General features: G+C 66.2%; 17 protein-coding genes. 8 read left to right on the top strand and 9 right to left on the bottom strand.

Features of this window, described 5'->3' with window-relative positions:
* Positions 1-59: 59 nt before the first annotated feature.
* The gene (locus tag P3W85_RS13905; RefSeq protein ID WP_276265208.1) at positions 60-635 is read right to left on the bottom strand and encodes a hypothetical protein; all 576 of its coding nucleotides are present in this window, start codon (positions 633-635) and stop codon (positions 60-62) included.
* Between the two features lie 392 nt (positions 636-1027).
* Between P3W85_RS13905 and P3W85_RS13900 the strand changes: the two genes are divergently transcribed.
* Entirely contained in the window at positions 1028-2248 is a 1221-nt protein-coding gene (locus P3W85_RS13900) for a Bcr/CflA family multidrug efflux MFS transporter (protein WP_276265207.1), read from the top strand.
* Between the two features lie 67 nt (positions 2249-2315).
* Here the strand turns inward: P3W85_RS13900 and P3W85_RS13895 are convergent, their stop codons facing one another.
* Together P3W85_RS13895 and P3W85_RS13890 are read right to left on the bottom strand one after the other, a co-directional pair.
* Positions 2316-3146: a mechanosensitive ion channel family protein gene (locus tag P3W85_RS13895; protein WP_276265206.1), complete on the bottom strand. Its 831-nt coding sequence runs from the start codon at positions 3144-3146 to the stop codon at positions 2316-2318.
* A gap of 214 nt (positions 3147-3360) precedes the next feature.
* Entirely contained in the window at positions 3361-4563 is a 1203-nt protein-coding gene (locus tag P3W85_RS13890) for an ammonium transporter (RefSeq protein ID WP_017226624.1), read from the bottom strand.
* 631 nt (positions 4564-5194) lie between these two features.
* Between P3W85_RS13890 and P3W85_RS13885 the strand changes: the two genes are divergently transcribed.
* From P3W85_RS13885 to P3W85_RS13870, 4 genes are all read left to right on the top strand, one after another.
* Positions 5195-5476, top strand: a complete 282-nt coding sequence (locus P3W85_RS13885; RefSeq protein WP_017226623.1) for an HU family DNA-binding protein — start codon at positions 5195-5197, stop codon at positions 5474-5476.
* 191 nt (positions 5477-5667) lie between these two features.
* Positions 5668-6153: an acyl-CoA thioesterase gene (locus tag P3W85_RS13880; RefSeq protein WP_017226622.1), complete on the top strand. Its 486-nt coding sequence runs from the start codon at positions 5668-5670 to the stop codon at positions 6151-6153.
* A gap of 16 nt (positions 6154-6169) precedes the next feature.
* Positions 6170-6664, top strand: coding sequence for a CreA family protein (locus P3W85_RS13875; RefSeq protein WP_051078461.1), 495 nt, complete (start codon positions 6170-6172; stop codon positions 6662-6664).
* Between the two features lie 59 nt (positions 6665-6723).
* Positions 6724-7482, top strand: coding sequence for an SDR family oxidoreductase (locus tag P3W85_RS13870; RefSeq protein ID WP_276265205.1), 759 nt, complete (start codon positions 6724-6726; stop codon positions 7480-7482).
* 54 nt (positions 7483-7536) lie between these two features.
* Here the strand turns inward: P3W85_RS13870 and P3W85_RS13865 are convergent, their stop codons facing one another.
* The 3 genes from P3W85_RS13865 to P3W85_RS13855 all read right to left on the bottom strand — a co-directional run bounded on the left by P3W85_RS13865 (position 7537) and on the right by P3W85_RS13855 (position 11201).
* Positions 7537-8406 (bottom strand): acid phosphatase, encoded by an 870-nt coding sequence (locus P3W85_RS13865; RefSeq protein WP_276265204.1) that lies wholly within the window; start codon positions 8404-8406, stop codon positions 7537-7539.
* Between the two features lie 117 nt (positions 8407-8523).
* A complete protein-coding gene (locus P3W85_RS13860; protein ID WP_276265203.1) occupies positions 8524-10272 on the bottom strand; it encodes a class I adenylate-forming enzyme family protein in 1749 nt (582 codons plus the stop codon).
* 164 nt (positions 10273-10436) lie between these two features.
* Positions 10437-11201: an SDR family oxidoreductase gene (locus tag P3W85_RS13855; RefSeq protein ID WP_276265202.1), complete on the bottom strand. Its 765-nt coding sequence runs from the start codon at positions 11199-11201 to the stop codon at positions 10437-10439.
* Positions 11202-11600: 399 nt separating this feature from the next.
* Between P3W85_RS13855 and P3W85_RS13850 the strand changes: the two genes are divergently transcribed.
* Positions 11601-12386, top strand: coding sequence for a TraB/GumN family protein (locus P3W85_RS13850; RefSeq protein ID WP_276265201.1), 786 nt, complete (start codon positions 11601-11603; stop codon positions 12384-12386).
* Here the strand turns inward: P3W85_RS13850 and P3W85_RS13845 are convergent.
* A complete protein-coding gene (locus tag P3W85_RS13845) occupies positions 12383-13240 on the bottom strand; it encodes an arylamine N-acetyltransferase family protein (RefSeq protein ID WP_276265200.1) in 858 nt (285 codons plus the stop codon). The genes P3W85_RS13850 and P3W85_RS13845 overlap by 4 nt on opposite strands.
* 79 nt (positions 13241-13319) lie before the next feature.
* Entirely contained in the window at positions 13320-14030 is a 711-nt protein-coding gene (locus P3W85_RS13840; protein ID WP_276265199.1) for a Crp/Fnr family transcriptional regulator, read from the bottom strand.
* 160 nt (positions 14031-14190) lie between these two features.
* Here P3W85_RS13840 and P3W85_RS13835 point away from each other — a divergent pair, with 160 nt between their 5' ends.
* Positions 14191-14688: a DUF962 domain-containing protein gene (locus tag P3W85_RS13835; RefSeq protein ID WP_276265198.1), complete on the top strand. Its 498-nt coding sequence runs from the start codon at positions 14191-14193 to the stop codon at positions 14686-14688.
* Between the two features lie 11 nt (positions 14689-14699).
* On the opposite strand, the gene P3W85_RS13830 is transcribed toward P3W85_RS13835, so the two are convergent.
* Positions 14700-15599, bottom strand: a complete 900-nt coding sequence (locus P3W85_RS13830) for a LysR substrate-binding domain-containing protein (protein WP_276265197.1) — start codon at positions 15597-15599, stop codon at positions 14700-14702.
* 134 nt (positions 15600-15733) lie between these two features.
* Here P3W85_RS13830 and P3W85_RS13825 point away from each other — a divergent pair, with 134 nt between their 5' ends.
* The gene (locus P3W85_RS13825; RefSeq protein WP_017231331.1) at positions 15734-16753 is read left to right on the top strand and encodes a DUF1338 domain-containing protein; all 1020 of its coding nucleotides are present in this window, start codon (positions 15734-15736) and stop codon (positions 16751-16753) included.
* Positions 16754-16915 lie beyond the last annotated feature (162 nt).

Genomic DNA, 16915 nt, shown 5'->3' with positions numbered 1-16915 from the left:
CCGGCCCCGCTCCCGCGCAGGGTACCGGTGCTGCGGGGCAAGGCCCGGAAGGGATCTGGCTAGCGGAGCGCCGAAGAGCAGATCGGCGCGTTGATATAGACATCGCCGACCCGGCGCTCGCGGCGGTCGTTGCGTGTCATATAGCGGAACATCATGGTCACACCGAGCTTGGTGAGGATCTCGACGTCGCGGTTTGCGCAGATATTACGCTGCAACGGCGCGGCGTAGCTGAGCTCGAAGCTGGCAAGGTCCAGCATGGGCCCGCGATATTTGGTCAGTTCAAGCTGGAACAGGATGTGTTTGCCCGGGACCGACTGGCAACGGCGCAGGCGTGTCTCGCCATCGATCTCGATGGGCAGCGCATCGTTGAGCTGGCGGCAGGCGCGCGCCAGTATATTGTCCGGCCGCGCGGTGTTGCGCAGTAGTTCGGGCACGCCGGCGGCACCGGTATTCTGGCCGGTGGCGGCGCCCTTGAGCATTTGCGCCAGCGCATCGGCTTCATCCACCACGACCGGGGCGGATGCGGCGGCCTTGGCCAGCGGCGGTGCCGCGTGCGCGCACTGCGCCCACGGCCAACTGGCCGCGCCGGCGGCCAGGGTAAGCAAAGCAGAAAGCAGTGTGTGTCTTGTTCTCATGCAGGAAAACGTTGCCGGGAACCTTGCCGCTGGCCAGGTTCCCGCGGTGCGTCGGGCTGCGTGATCGTCCGCCCCAGGCGGCCGACAGGCTGGCATTGTACCCTCGGCCTTGCTGCCGTTGAAAGCCATGCTCGCCAGCGGTCCGCGGCGAAGCCGGACCGGAAGCCGCCGGCACGCGCTGGCATCGCCTGGTGCCTCATCACAGTGGCGCGTGCCCGGCCGGGCACGCGCCAGCATCATCGCCGCACGGCGGACCGAGTGCGCGGCTTGTTACGCTATGCAACAATTACGCCTTTCGCGACACTTGCGCTTTTCAGATTTTTGACGCAACCGGCGCCGGTGGCGGTTCCCCCCGCGGGTCCGGCTGCCTTGTTGTTCCTCAGGATGTTTCGATGACCCGCTCTACCCGCGCGCCACAGGCCGCGCGCTTTCCGCTCTGGCTCCTGGTATGCGCTTCGCTTACCGCGCTGGCCCCGCTTTCGATCGACATGTACTTGCCGAGTTTCCCCGCCCTGGCAGCGGATCTCGGGGTCGATATCGGCCGGGTGCAGCTCACGCTGGGCACCTTCCTGGTGGGGCTGGCAGCGGGGCAGGCCTTCTATGGGCCGATCAGCGACCGCTTCGGACGCAAGCCGCCGCTGTATGCCGGCCTGCTGGTCTATGCGCTTGCGGCGGCCGGCTGCGCGTTGGCCCGCGACGTCGATGGGCTGATGCTGTGGCGTTTCCTGCAGGCCCTGGGCGGCTGCGCAGGCATGGTGATGGCAAGGGCGGTCATTCGCGACAGGCTCGAAGCGCACGAATCCGCGCGCGCCTTTTCTTCGCTGATGCTGGTGATGGGTCTGGCGCCGATCCTGGCGCCGATCATCGGCGGCGCCGTGCTCGGTGTGTTCGGCTGGCGCGCGATCTTCTGGCTGTTGTGCGGGGCCAGCCTGCTGATCCTGTGGTTTGTCCACCGGTATATGGACGAGTCGCTCGACCACGGCAAGGCCATGCCCTTGCATCTGGGGCATGTGCTCTCCAACTACGGAGAACTGTTGCGCGACCGGGGGTTCGTGGGCTATTCGCTGTCGGCAGGGTGTGCCCAGGCGGGGATGTTCGCTTATATCGCGGGTTCGCCGTTCGTGCTGATCGAGCTGCATGGCATCGATCCCTCCCATTACGGCTATGTGTTCGGCACCAACGCGCTGGGCCTGATCGCCATGTCCCAGCTCAACGCGCGCCTGGTGCGCAACCGTACGCTCGACCATGTGCTGCGCGGCGCCCTGGTGGCGCCTTGCCTGGCAGGCCTGGCACTGGCCGCGGCCGTGCTGGCCGGGGTGGCACCGTTGCCGGTGCTGCTGGCGGGGTTCTTCGTGTTTATCGCCAGCCTGGGCTGCATCCTGCCCAATGCATCGGCATTGGCCATGGCCCAGCAGGGCCATCGGGCCGGGACAGCTTCGGCGCTGATGGGCACGCTGCAGTTTTCCCTGGGCACGCTGGCGGGCGCCGCGGTCAGCTTCTGGCACGACGGCACGGCATTGCCGCTGGCAGTCGTCATGGGGGCGTGCGGCCTGGGCGCCGTGCTGATGCGGGTCTTCGGCCATGCCGGCGCCACCGCCCAGGGCGCGGGCTGACTGTCGCTGCGAAGGCCTCGCCTGATGGCCCGCCGAAGCGGGCCAGGGCTACCGCATGGCGACACGGTCAGGCGGCCGGGCTGTTCTGCAACACCACCAGTTGCGCCGGCATCGGAGCGGAGAAACCCGCCTCGCCAAAGCTCTCGCGGATGACCCGGTTGGTATCGAAATACACCTGCCAGTAGTGATCCGTATGGCAGTACGGGCGGACCGCAAGCACGGGGCCGACCAGCGTGAACTCGAGAATCTCCACGTCCGGCGGCGGCTCGGCCAGCACGTTGGGCAATGCAGCCAGGCGCTCCTTGAGCAGCCTGGCCGCCGCTGCGGGGTCGGTACTGCCGGCCAGCTGCGCTTTCAGTTCGACGCGGCGGTAGGCATTGGCGCTGAAATTCTGGATGGTGTCCGAGAAGATCTTGTTATTGCCGACCACGGTCAGGACATTGTCCGGCGTATCCAGGGTGGTGGCGAACAGGCCGATCTCCCTGACGGTGCCGGTCACCCCTGTCACCGTGACGAAATCCCCGACCTTGAAGGGGCGCAGCACCACCAGGAAGGCGCCCGCGGCGAAGTTGGCCATCAACCCCGACCACGCCATGCCGACGGCGATGCCGGCTGCCGCGATCAGCGCGGCGAAGGTGGTGGTCTGAATGCCGAAATACCCAAGGATGCCGATCACCAGCACGATATTCAGGGTGACCGTGACGATGGATCCGACGTAGCGCAGCAAGGTGGGATCGACCTTCTGCCTGGACAGCGATCCCTGCACCATCCTCACCACGAAGTGGATCAGCCAGCGGCCGATCACCCAGAAGGCCAGGGCGGCGAGGATCTTGACCCCGAATTCCGTCGCATAGGCGACGACTACGTCCTGGAGCTTCTGCAGCGTTGTGGCATCCATCGGGGTTCTCCCTTCCTGGCTCGGCAGGTTCGCAAGCGACGAACATCGTGCAGCGGGTGCCCGGGCGCGTTTGGGGGGGGCATGGCGCAAAGGCGGGTAACGGATTATTGCTACGCAGCGAGCGGAAGTTCAAGCACAAAATGGACGGCGGGCGCGGGGTAGTGCGCGGGAGAGAGGACGGGCAGCGAGCGGATGTCCCCCTCCGCGCCATGCCTTACCAGTTGGTTTCCCGCTCCGGGGTAGCGGAGATGCGGTGCAGGGACAGGTCCGCGCCGTTGTATTCGGATTCGGCATCGAGCCGGATACCGACCACCTTTTTCAGCGTGCCATAGACCACCGTCCCGCCGGCCAGGGCGATCACGATGCCAAGCAGCGTGCCCAGGACCTGCGCCACCAGGGAAACACCGCCGATACCGCCGAGCGCCTGGCTGCCGAAGATGCCGGCGGCGATGCCGCCCCAGGCGCCACAGAGCCCGTGCAAGGGCCATACGCCCAGCACATCGTCGATGTGCCACTTGTTCTGGGCCAGCGTAAACAGGTATACGAACAGCACGCCGGCGACGGCGCCGGTCAGCAGCGCGCCCAGCGGGTGCATCAGGTCCGAGCCCGCGCATACCGCCACCAGCCCGGCCAGCGGCCCGTTGTAGGCAAAACCGGGATCGTTGCGGCCCGCCGCCCACGCGGCCAGGGTGCCGCCCGCCATGGCCATCAGGGAGTTGATGGCGACCAGCCCGCTGATCTTGTCCACGGTCTGCGCGCTCATGACATTGAAGCCGAACCAGCCGACCGCCAGCACCCAGGCGCCCAATGCCAGGAACGGGATATTCGACGGGGGGTGCGCGCTGATGCGGCCATCCTTCTGGTAGCGCCCGCGGCGCGCACCCAGCAGCAGGATCGCTGGCAGCGCGATCCAGCCGCCCATCGCATGAACCACGACCGAACCGGCGAAGTCATGGAAGGGCGCACCCGCGACCGAAGCGATCCAGTCCTGCACGCCAAACCGGTTATTCCAGGCAATGCCTTCGAAGAAGGGGTAAACCAGGCCTACCAGGACGAAGGTCGCCACCAATTGAGGGTTGAAGCGCGAGCGCTCGGCGATCCCACCGGAAATAATGGCGGGAATGGCGGCGGCAAACGTCGCCAGGAAAAAGAATTTCACCAGCTCATATCCGCTTCTTTGCGCCAGCGTCTGCGCGCTGGTCATGAATTCGACGCCATAGGCCACGGTGTAGCCAATAAAGAAATAGGCGATGGTCGAAACCGCGAAATCCACCAGTATCTTGACCAGGGCATTGACCTGGTTCTTCTTGCGCACCGTGCCGAGTTCGAGAAATGCAAAACCCGCGTGCATGGCAAGCACCATGATCGCCCCTAGCAGGATGAACAGGGCATCGGTGCCGCTCTTCCAGTTGTCCATACAATCCTCATGCTCAAAATGGGAGCACTGGTACGCAAAAAGTATTCCAGACTGGGGCGTGACCATGAAAAATATGCACCGCCTTGGTGGGTTTTGCACCGGATTGTCGCGCCGGCCACGGCAACCGCACGGTTGTCCGGGCGATGCATGTGTCGCAATCCCGATAGCGGACGAGAGGGCACCAGGCATCGCGCCGCGCCAAAATGGAGAAAAGCCCCGAATTGGGGCATGCCGGGCGTGCTGTCATGCACCATAATGGGACGCCAGAACCGGCTTTGCCCAAAAATCGGGCCGCCGTTGCGCATGCCGGCAAGCGGTCTCGGCGCCACCTCGATGCCGCTTGCTTCCATCGACCTGGCGATCGCAGGGGCCGCCCCTGCGTGGCGCGCGACACCTCCTCCGCGTACGGCTGTTCGAATTCATTGCTACCGTCGACCAGCGCATTTGAAAGCGGGGAACAGGCGGGTAAATTCCCCGCAAAGGCGCTTGACTGAAGGATTTGCGGCTTTTTTCGTTGCATTGGTGCCACTGGGGATTGCCCAATGCGTAAAGCGCAGATTAGACTGCGCCGATCGGTAATTTGCCGTGTGGCAGACACTCCGATCAAGACGACCAACAAGGGAAATCAGCCATGAATAAAGGTGAACTGGTATCTGCCATCGCCGCTGACGCGGAACTGAGCAATGCTGCAGCAGAGCGGGCGCTGAATGCGGCTCTGGACAACATTAAGAAGGCGGTTGCCAAGGGTGATTCGGTAACGCTGGTGGGTTTCGGCAGCTTCAGCTCGGGTAAGCGCGCCGCGCGTACCGGCCGTAATCCGCGTACCGGCGAAACCATCAAGATTCCGGCCGCAAAGACAGTCAAGTTCTCTGCCGGCCAAGGTTTCAAGGACGCCGTGAACAAGAAGAAGTAATCAGTCCGCGCTGTGAGCGCAGATGGAAGGGCGGCCCGAAAGGCCGCTTTTTTATTGGCGCCAGCGCGCGCCGGGACGTGCTGCGGTGCAAGGCACGGCGGTCGTTCCGGGTTAAACTGCAGGACGTCGGCGCCAGTCTTTCGATCCGCTTCGCGGGTCCGCCGGGTAGCCCCCAGATTCCGGATTCCATCATGAACGACCTGTCCCACCAGCTTTCCATGACCGTGCTGATGACGCCGGACATGGCCAATTTCTCAGGCAATGTACACGGTGGCACCATCCTCAAGTACCTCGACATGGTGGCCTATGCCTGTGCCAGCCGCTACGCCGGGCGCTATGTGGTCACGCTTTCGGTCGACCAGGTGATGTTCCGCCAGCCTATCCATGTAGGCGAGCTGGTGACCTTCCTGGCGGCGGTCAACTTCACCGGCCGCAGCTCCATGGAGATCGGCATCAAGGTGATTACGGAGAACATTCGCAGCAAGCTGGTACGCCATACCAATAGCTGCTACTTCACCATGGTGGCCGTCGATGACAATGGCGCTCCGGCCGAAGTTCCGCCCCTGCAGCCGCGCGACGAAGTCGAGCGCCAGCGCTTCGCGGCGGCGCAGCTGCGCCGGCAATTGCGCCAGGAGATGGAAAAGCGGCACGACGAAATCACGGGCAAGGTGTCCTGAGGTGGGGCACGCATTCATGCAGACCGTTTTTTTTCGCAGGCCCGCCGGGTTGCTGACGGCCGCCCTGGTGCCCCTGGCTTTGCTGGCACCTGCCGCGCATGCCGAGGAGATCGGCAGCGTCAGTACCAATTTCCGCATGACCGGTTCGGACAAGGTCGTGATCGAAGCCTATGACGATCCGCTGGTCGACGGCGTGACATGCTACGTATCGCGCGCCCGCACCGGTGGCATCAAAGGGTCGCTGGGCATGGCCGAGGATCCGCCCGAAGCGTCCATCGCCTGCCGCCAGGTGGGGCCGATCTCGTTCAAGGGGCCACTGCGCCAGCAGGACAATGTGTTCTCCGAGCGCATGTCGATCCTGTTCAAGGCCTTGCATGTGGTGCGCACGGTCGACCGCAAGCGCAATACCCTGGTCTATCTGACCTACTCCGATCGGCTTGTCTCCGGCAGCCCGCAGAACAGCGTGACGGCAGTGCCGGTGGCGGCGAGCACGCCGATTCCGGTCAAGTAAGGCGGGCAGCCAAGGGGGGAGGCAATCCCCCCTAACCACGATATCCAGGAGAAGACAGCATGAGCGAGCAAGGCAAGGTTGCGCTGGTGACAGGCGCCGCGCGCGGCATCGGCAAGGCGGTGGCACAGGCGCTGCTGGCGGCGGGCTACCGCGTGGTGTTTGCCGGACGCACCGCCGAGCCGCTGCAGGCGCTGGTGGCGCAAGCCAGGGCCGATGGCCATACGGCCCTGGCGGTGCAGTGCGACGTCAGCGATCCCGCCTCGGTGGAACATCTCTTCGCGCAGATCCGCGAAACGTTTGGCCGGCTCGACGTGCTGTTCAACAATGCCGGCATCAATGCGCCGGCAGTGCCGATCGACGAATTGCCGGTGGAGCAGTGGAAGGCCGTGCTGGACACCAACCTGACCGGCGTCTTCCTGTGCTCGCGCGCAGCCTTTGCCCTGATGAAGTCGCAGAGCCCGCGCGGCGGCCGCATCATCAACAATGGCTCGATCTCGGCGCACGCGCCGCGCCCCAATACGCTTCCCTACACGGCGACCAAGCACGCCATCACCGGCCTGACCAAGAGCCTTTCGCTCGATGGCCGCGCCTTCGATATCGCCTGCGGGCAGATCGACATCGGCAACGCGGCCACCGACATGGCCGCGCGCATGGCCCGCGGCGTGCCTCAGGCCAATGGCGAGATTGCGCCGGAGCCACTGATGGATGTGGCGCACGTGGCCAGTTCGGTGGTCCATATGGCCAACCTGCCGCTCGACGCCAATGTGCAGTTCATGACCGTGATGGCGACCAAAATGCCATTCGTCGGGCGCGGCTGAATGCCGCACGGCCACCTTGCGCGGGCAAGGTGGTTGCCACACGGCCTATGGCGCTTATGGCGCTTGCCTGACCGGCGGCGTCAGCGCTTCGCGTTCGGCCCGGCAGTCGCCGGCGGGCTTCAACCCCTTGGCGCGGACGTCAGCCAGTTCCGAGCTGGCCGCCGCCAGGTCGGCGCGGAAGGCGGGGTCGGCATGGAGGCGCGCCACGGCGGCCGCGCCCATGATGCGGCCCTGCATCGCGTCGCTTTGCCAGTGCACATTGCAGACCAGCCGGCTTTGCCCATAGGCCAGCCCGCGCGCCAGCACGGCATCGGACTGCTGGGGTGCGATTTCGGCCAGGATCAGCGCCCATGCCCATCCCACGGCGTTATGCCCGGAAGGGTAGGACCCATCCTTGGAGAGCTTGGCCTCCTCGTCCGGCGTACAGGTCGGCTGATGGTTGACCATGAAGGGCCGGGCGCGCGCATATTTGTCTTTCACCCCATAGGTCGACAATCCCGCATCGGCCAGGGTGCGGCGCAGCAGCAGATAGAGCCTGGGCGTCTGTTCCTGCGATACCGGTGCGTCGAGCGCGCAGGAGAAGACATCGGCGGCCTGCGGGAATTTCAGGTTGGCATCCCTGGCCGCCAGCTGCCAGCGCGGAGTGCCGCGCAGGGGCAGGTTGCCCCGCGCGATCTCGTCGTCCAGGGCTTGCGCGGCCGAGCCGGGCGCCGGTGGCGGCGGCACCAGGCGCAGGCTGTCGGGCCGTGCCTGCGCCGGCAGGTAGCCGGCGAGAATGCCCGGGCGGATCTCCGGCACGGGCGCTGCCGCGCTGCCTGGTTCCTGGCTGGCGCAGCCGGCTGCGAGCAGCACGGCCAGGGCGGACAAGGCAGCAGGCCGGCCGGGGCGCGGCATGCGATACCTGGGTGAATGACTTGCTTGCATCTGTCTGGTTTCCTGTGATCCCCGCCGGACCGACGTGGTACCGGTGAGCCCGGCCGCCGCGTTCCCGCTCACCGCGGCCGGATTGCAATGCCGGCTGGCCAAGACGCAGGTAAACGCTCAGCCAGCCGCTTCAAACATCTTGCGCAGCGTCGATTTGAGGATTTTGCCGTTGGCATTGCGCGGCAGCATGTCGGGGCAGAAAACGATCCGCACCGGCACCTTGAACGCCGCCAGCCGTTCTCCCACGAAAGCCTGCAATTCCGCCTCGGTGGCCTGCGCGCCTGGCTTCAGGCTGACCACGGCCGCGGGTTCTTCGCCCAGCGTGCGGTGGGGGATGCCGACGAGCGCCGCGTCCATCACCGCCGGGTGATCGTAGAGCGCGCTTTCCACCTCGATGCAGTAGATGTTCTCGCCACCGCGGATCAGCATGTCCTTCATGCGATCGACGATGTAGACGAAGCCTTCCTCGTCCAGCCTGGCGATGTCGCCGGTTTTCAGCCAGCCGCCGATAAAGGTCTGCGCGGTGGCTTCCGGCTTGTTCCAGTAGCCGCGCACTACGTTGGCGCCGCGCACCATCAGCTCGCCGGTCTCGCCGGTGGGCAGGGTGCGGCCGCGTCCGTCCACGACCTTCATTTCGCCGATGGGCAATGCCGGGCCGCCGCTTTCCGGGCGCTCCACATATTCCTCTGCACTGTGGCTGGTGAAGGTGGCGGAGGTCTCGGTCATACCCCAGCCGATGCCCGGGGCCGAATGCGGAAACACCTCCGTGATGCGGCGCACCAGTTCGGCCGACGCCGGCGCACCGCCGTAATTGACGTTCTCCAGCGAGGACAGGTCGAAGCGCGAGCGTTCCGGATGCTCGATGATCTGCCAGGCGATGGTCGGCACGCCGCCGGCCGCCGTGCAGCGCTCGCGCTCGATCAGCCCCATGGCGCGCACCACGTCCCAGCGGTGCATCAGGACGATCTTGCCGCCGGTGGCCAGTGCGCCGTTGAGCACCGCCATGCAGCCGGTGACGTGGAAGAACGGGACCGACAGCAGCATGCCCTTTTGCGGCGCGGCGGGGTCGGGCGCCGGAATGGCTTCGCCGCGGCGCAGGCAGTTGCGCATGGGGCTGAATGCGCTGGCGACAGCCACGGAAGCGGCGTTGCGGTGGGTGCCGAGCGCGCCCTTGGGTTTGCCGGTGGTGCCCGACGTATAGAAGATCGTGGCGTCGTCATCGGCGTCGAGCGGCACTTCGGGCATCGGCAGTTCGGGCAGCGAGGCCCATTGGTCCGGCGTGCCGATCAGGCTTCCCAGCGCGGCGATGCGCGTGTCGCCGTGGGGCGCGGCAGCGCGGCTGACGTAGATTTTCTCCAGCGCGGGGCAGCCCGGCAGGTGCTCCAGGATGCGGCCCAGGCGCTCGTCGTCAACGAGCGCGACCTTGCTGCCGGAGTCTGCCAGGCCGTACTCCAGTTCGGCCCCGGTCCACCATGCATTGAGCGGCGTGACGATGGCGCCCGTCAGCAGGGCGCCATAGAAGATCGCCGGCCATTCGGGCAGGTTGCGCATGGCCAGCGCGACGCGATCGCCCTTGCGCACGCCGTCGCGCATCAGCGCATGGGCGATGGTCAGTGCGGCACGGGCGAATGCGTCATAGGAGACGCGCTCGTCCTCGTAGACGACGAAGGTCTTGTCGCCCTGCGCGCGGGCCTGCAGGAAGAGCTCGCGCAGGGTGGGCGGCGCGTTTTTCCAGACCGTGGTGGAAATGCCCCGGATCACGCGCGTTTCGGTTTCGAAAGGCGAGCCGGGTGCGGTAAGGCGGGCGTGTGCCTCGGCCAGGCTGATAGCCGGCCAGGCCGAAGCGGTTTGCGTATGGTTCGACATCGATGCCTCCCTGACTGCATGGCAGGATAGGCGCCGCTCAGGCATGATGGCGCAGCGCCGGGCCGGCACGCGCCTTGGCGGCAATGCGTGCGGGCCCGGTACGCCGGCGGTCAGGATTCAGGCCTTGAGCGCGCCCCGTAAGGGAACAGCAGGTGTGGCGCGGTTCAGATCGTGACGCCGCCGTCCACCACCATGGCCTGGCCGGTCATGAAGGTGCTGGCACTGGAGGCCAGGAACACCGCGGCACCGGCAATCTCCACCGGCTCGCCGATGCGGCGCAGCGGTGCGCCCTGGGTCGATAGCTTGTAGCGCTCCGGGTCTTCCCACAGCGCGCGGGCGAAATCGGTGCGGATCAGCCCGGGGGCGATGCAGTTCACGCGCACATTGTGCGGACCGAATTCCACGGCCAGGTTGCGCGCCAGCTGGAAGTCGGCCGCCTTCGACACGTTGTACACGCCGATGGTGGGCGAACCGCGCAGGCCGCCGATGGACGACACGATGATGATCGAGCCGTCCTTGCGCTCGATCATTTGCGGCGCCACCATCTGGATCAACCAGTGGTTGGAGATTACGTTGTTGTCCAGCACCTTGCGGAACTGTTCGTCGGTGACGCCGCTCATCGGGCCATAGTACGGATTCGATGCGGCGTTGCAGACCAGCACGTCGATCTTGCCGAAGGTGCGGTTGGTCTCGTCGACCAGGCGCTGGAGATCCTCCTTGGAAGAGATATTGGCGGGCACGGCGATGGCGGTGCCGGCGCCGTGCTTTGCGTTGATGGCATCGACCACTTCCTGGCAGGCCTCGGCCTTGCGCGAGGAAATCACGACTTTGGCGCCCTGAACCGCCATCTGCTCGGCAATGGCGCGGCCGATGCCGCGCGATGAGCCGGTGACGATGGCAACCTTGCCGCTCAGATCGAACAATGACATGCGTGTCTCCTGGTGTTCTGGTGTCCGGGTCCTCGCGGGGCGGGACCGGATGTTCTGTGAATACGCTGTCGAAACGTGGGTGCAATCGCCGTGCTGAATGCTACGTGCTGCACAGCGGTACTTGCTGCGCGTTCCGGTGCGTGCTGGCGCTGCCAGGTTTGGCAGTTCTACCGCCCGGTACATTATGGTTGGGCAGGATCGCTCAGTCCACACACAAATAGGCGCGCCCCCGGGCTTATCAGAGTTTTTTCTGTTGGCAATTCACGCGGTGCATGATGTCGGCCTGTGAGGCGGGAAAGGGTATCCTTGCTGCGGCGCATCGGTCTCGCCGCTGGCGGACAGGCCGGCAAAGCCGCACGCATCGGCAAAACAGACAAGATAGAAGAAGGAACAGGCTTCATGCTTTGGCAGATCAGGAACACCGAGGTCTCCCTGCTCGGCTCGATCCACGTCCTGGATGCGCCCCTGTCGGCGCTGGATCCTGCCGCGGAACAGGCATACCGCGCGGCGGCGCGCGTTGTGTTCGAGGTAGCGCTGGACCAGGCGCCGGATTCGGGGCCCGCCTATTTTCCGGATGGCGATCAGCTTAGCCGGCACTTGCCGCACGCCGCGTTCGAGCAGGTGCGCGCGCTGTGGCTTGGTCATGGCTTGCCCGTCGCGGAGCTGGAGCGCCTGCGGCCCGTGTTTGCGGCGATGCACCTGCAGTTCGCGCTGGCCGCCCGGCACGGCATCCTGGCCGAGCATGGCGTCGACCGCTATCTGTGGCTGCGGGCAGCCGCCGATGGCCGGCTTACGGATGGGCTGGAAGACGGCAACGAAGCGCTGCGCATGCTGCAGGCGGTGCCGCTGGCCGAGCAGGTTGCGATGCTGATGTTCTTCGCCGGGCAGCCCGGGCTTGCCGCCGCGGAACCGGCCGATATGGTGCGCTGGTGGCGGCAAGGCCGCGCCGAGCCGTTCGCCGCCTTGCTTGCACAGCGCCGCAAGCAGTGGCCGCAGACACTGGCGGCCCTGGTCGACGCACGCAACCGGCAATGGCTGCCGAAGATCCTGGCGCTGGCGGCGGATCGCGTGCCCACCCTGATCGTAGCGGGCGCGCTGCACCTGGTGGGCGAAACGGGCTTGCCGGCGCTACTCGCGGCGGCTGGTTTCGAGGTCCGGCCCGCGCTCTCCGGCGTCGATGCCTAGGCTGTCCGCCGTGCCTGCATGAGCGGCGGCAACAGCAGCGCCAGATCTTCCTGGCCGGAGCGGTCGAGCGCCAGGCCGAAGCTGTCCGCCAGCGTTTCGATGATCTCGGCGGGGGTGGCCAGTTGCCGGCGCTGCACGCTCCCGTCGCCGGCGCGCACGGCAAAGTCGCCGTTGATCATCGTGAGCCGGCGATCGTCTTGCGAGCGCGCCACGGTCAGCGCATTGCGGAACAGGCTGTCGGGATGGGTGGAGGTGTACCAGTTGCGGGGCTCATAGTCGATTGCCTGCTGGGGCGAAAGATCGAATCGGTAGAGCTTGAGCCAACCGTCCGCGCCGCGGACTTCCAGGTCGTAGAGATGAAAGGCGGCGCCCGGCGCTTCCACCGTCGCCAGGCGGTATGGGAACGACGCGTCCGCATCCCCCGCGGGCGGCAGCGGCATGGCGCGATAGGGCGTAGGCCCGCCAAAACCTACATCGACGATATAGCTGTGATGCGCCGCTTCCACGCGCAACAGCATATGCGATTGCATGGTCGGCACATCGTCGGGGACATGCCAGCGCACGCGCGCCGCGAGCAGGGTGACGGCATAGCCAAGGGCGCCAAGCGCAGCCGCCAGCAGGGTGTTCTGCTCGAAGCAGTACCCGCCGCGCGCATTGACCACCAGCTTGTCGAAGACCGCGTCGAGGCCGATGCGGATCGGGCGCCGCAGCAGGACATCGATATTTTCAAAGGGAATATGCGCCAGGTGCGCGGCGATCAGGCTGTCGAGCGTGGCAAGGTCCGGCTGGCCGGGCGGCGCATGGCCAATGCGGTCGAGGTAGGCTTGCAGGCGGGTGCTGTCGAGTATGGACATGGCGGCGATGGCTTGTGTGCCGGTGCCATTCTGCTGCCGGCACCGGCTGAACTTCCACGTTCTGAAGGAGGCGGTGCGCTCAGGCCACCGCCAGCAATGCCGGCAGATCGAGCAGTTCGATGTCGGCGTAGTGCAGTTGGAGCAGGCCGCGCGCTTCGAGTTCGCGCAGGGCCTGGTTGACGGTCTGGCGCGAGAGGCCGAGCATCTGGCCGAGTTGCTCCTGTGGAATGTGTACGGAGCGCCGCTCCAGGCCGGGCAGGTTTCCATAGGCCTGGGCAATGGCCACCAGCCGGCGCGCGGTACGCGCCAGCGGCGGCAGCAACTGCGCTTCTTCCACGTAATGGAAGGCCTCGCGGGTCTTGGCCGCCAGCAGCTTGCCGAATTCGCGCCACCATTCCGGATGCGCGGCCAGCATGGCGTAGAGCTTGTCGCTGTGCAGGTGCAGCACGGTGGCCGCGCTGGTGGCGCGGGCGTCGTGCGTGCGCGCCAGCCCGTCGAACAGGCAGATCTCGCCAAACCAGCTGCCCGGCTCCAGCAGGCCGAGCAAGGCCGCCTTGCCCGATGCGCTGTGGGCATCGATCTGCAGCGTGCCGGCAACCACGCCGTAGATGCCGTCGAAGGCGTCGCCGCGGGTGAACAGCAGCTGGCCGGTGGACAGCTTGCGCGTGATGGCATCGCGCAGCAGGACTAGCTGCAGCGGAGCGGGCAGGGAGCCAAACCAGCTGCCGCCACGCAACACGCGCAGCGGATCGGGCGCCGGCTCCTGCCGCGCGCGGGGCATTGCGCTCATCTTTGTCTCCTGCATCGATGCTGCCCTGGACTGTCAAAAACCGGACAGACGGGCATTTTCCTGACCATTACTATACGGCCACAAGACGCGCCACAAGACGCGGCCACGAGATGCCGCCATGGCAAGCCATCGCAACCACGCCCCGGCAGGAGAGCCCCCCGTGAAGACACTGATCGACCACCTGGCGAACTACGCAGCCTATCACCGCGACCCGCGTAATGTACTCACCCATTTCATCGGGATTCCCATGATCGTGCTGGCGGTGACCACGCTGCTGGGGCGTCCGGCCATGCCGCTCGGCGATGGCTCGGCCTATATGACGCCGGCGATGGTGGTGTATGCGCTGTCCTGCCTGTTTTACCTGCGCCTGTCCGCCGGCTTCGGGCTGGCGATGGCGTTGATCCTGGCAGGCTTCGTCTATCTCGGTGGCGCGCTCGCGGCGCTTTCCACCGGTGCGTGGCTGGCGTGGGGCATCGGCTTGTTCGTGGCCGGCTGGATCATCCAGTTCATCGGGCATTATTACGAAGGCCGCAAGCCGGCCTTTGTCGATGACCTGGCCGGGCTGCTGGTCGGACCGCTCTTCCTGGTTGCCGAAACGGTCTTTGCCCTGGGCCTGGCGCGCAATACGCGCGACGCTGTCAGCGCCCACGCGCATTGACCGATGGGGCGCTAGGCGCCGTGCGCGAGCAGCCAGTCGCGCAACTGCAGGATCTTGTCGTCGGGCGCAAGACCGCGCCGGTGCACGAAGTAATAAGCCTTGCGGTTGTCGATCCCGGCCGGCAACGTGGATAGCGGCACCACCAGCCGGCCCTGCGCCAGTTCCTCGCTGATCAGGATGCGCGGGATCAGGGCCACGCCAATGCCGGCCGCGGCCGCCTGCGCCAGCATCGTATAGAGATCGTAGCGCGGGCCGCGCAAGGCTTGCGCCGGCAGCGTCGCGCCCGCCGCGGCAAGCCAGTCGCTCCAGGCGCGCAGCCGTGTGTTCAGGTGCAGCAGCGGCAGTTCCAGCAGTTGCGCCAGGTCCAGCCGCTTGCGGCGCCCCAGCAGGGACGGGCTGCATACCGGCACCGAAGGGCCCTCCTGCAGGATGCGCTGGCCCTCGGTGCCAGGCCACAGGCCTTCGCCGTAATAGATGGCGGCATCGAAGGCGGTATCGCTGAGCTCGAACGCCTCGGTGCGTGCCGACAGGTGCAGCGTCAGGTCGGGCAGGGCGCGCGCCAGTTGCGGCAGGCGCGGGATCAGCCACTGGCTGGCGAAGGTCGGCCCGATCGCCAGTTCGATGGCGCGCCCGCGCGGACGCTGGGACATCACATCCAGCGTGACCTGCTCGATCTGGTCGAGCCGTTCGCGTACTTCCTCGGCATAGGTCCCGCCTGCCGGCGTGAGCGCGATGCGCTTGCGGATCCGGTGGAAGAGCGGCACGCCAAGGCGTGCCTCCAGGCCGGCAATCTGCCGGCATACCGCGCTTTCGGTTACCGCGAGCTCGTCGGCGGCGCGTGTGAAGCTGCCAAGGCGTGCCGCCGCCTCGAACATCTGCAGCGCGGTAAGACTGGGAATGCCTTTGCGCATAGTGCGGTTTTGGAAGGAAGTTGGTGCGAAGTTATCAATTGTACGAAGTCTGCCCCGGTCTCACAATAAGACCCGCCGGGCGGCCATCGGCTCCCGCCATCCCCGAAAAACAAACGAATTCCAGCGTACTGACCATGAACAAGCCGAACCTGCAACGCCTTCTCGAGACCGTTTGTGGCGAAACCCAGGCAGCCGAGTTGCTGCAATTGATGAATGTTTCGCCGCAACTGCTGTCTTCGAGCAGCGATCGGGCCAGCCGCGCCGAAGTGGCGCAGGCCCTCAACATGGTGCTGTTTGCCGGCATCCTCGAGCGCGTGCCGACCGGCATGGCCTATACCCGCGACGTGATCGAGGCGGGCGGTCAGGTGGTGTTCGACCATGGCGCGCTGCGCACGGTGAAGTGGGATTGCGGCGACCTGCCATCCGGCGAGATCGCATTTACCCGCATCCTGGGGCCCCTGGGCTATCGGCTCAATGGCACTTATCCGCTCGATCGCATCGGCATGACCGGCCGCTCCTATGCGCACGCCGACCTGCCGGACGACATCGCCCAGTACTTCCTGAGCGAACTGCACCCGGAGCGCTTCAGCGCCGATTTCCAGGCGGCCGTATCGCGCGTGGTGTCGAAATCCACCGATCCCCTGGGCGAGGATGCCGTGGTGCAACTGGCCGTGCTGGAACGCGATGGCAGCCTGCCGATGGCCGATGCCGCGCGCCTGGTACCGCAACTGGCGGCCTGCTTTGCCCGCCACCACGCCGAGCCGGCACTGGCCGATTACGAACTGCTGCTGAAAGAATCGGCCGAGATGGCCTGGATTTCCACCGAGGGCAATGCCTTCAACCACGCCACCGACCGCGTGGCGGACGTGCGTGCCGTGGCCGATGCGCAGCGCAGCCTGGGCCGCCCCATCAAGGATACGGTCGAGGTGTCGCGCTCGGGCCGGGTCCTGCAGACCGCATTCAAGGCGGACCCGGTGGAGCGCGGCTTTGTCGGCGCCGGCGGCATCACCGTCAAGCGCACCGTGCCGGGTTCCTTCTACGAGTTCATCACCCGCGACTTCGTGCCTGCGGCGGAAGGCGCCAGCGGCACGCTGGACCTGTCGTTCGATGCAGGCAACGCGCAGGGCATCTTCAAGATGACGGCGGCCTGCTGAGAAGACGAATCTTGGCGCATCCTGACGGCTTCGGCCTGCCGGCTCCCGTGCGCGTTCGCGCCGGTTCAGGCCTGGCCCGCCGGTAGCCGCAGGCGGGCCAGCAGCCCGCCCAGTTCGCTGCTGCCCAGTTCCAGCCCTCCCTCGTATAGGGCGGCCATCTCG

This window comes from Cupriavidus basilensis (assembly GCF_029335485.1).
Classification (GTDB): domain Bacteria; phylum Pseudomonadota; class Gammaproteobacteria; order Burkholderiales; family Burkholderiaceae; genus Cupriavidus; species Cupriavidus basilensis_E.
Note: the sequence above shows the minus strand (reverse complement) of the source record. Positions and strands in the feature narration are given on the sequence as shown.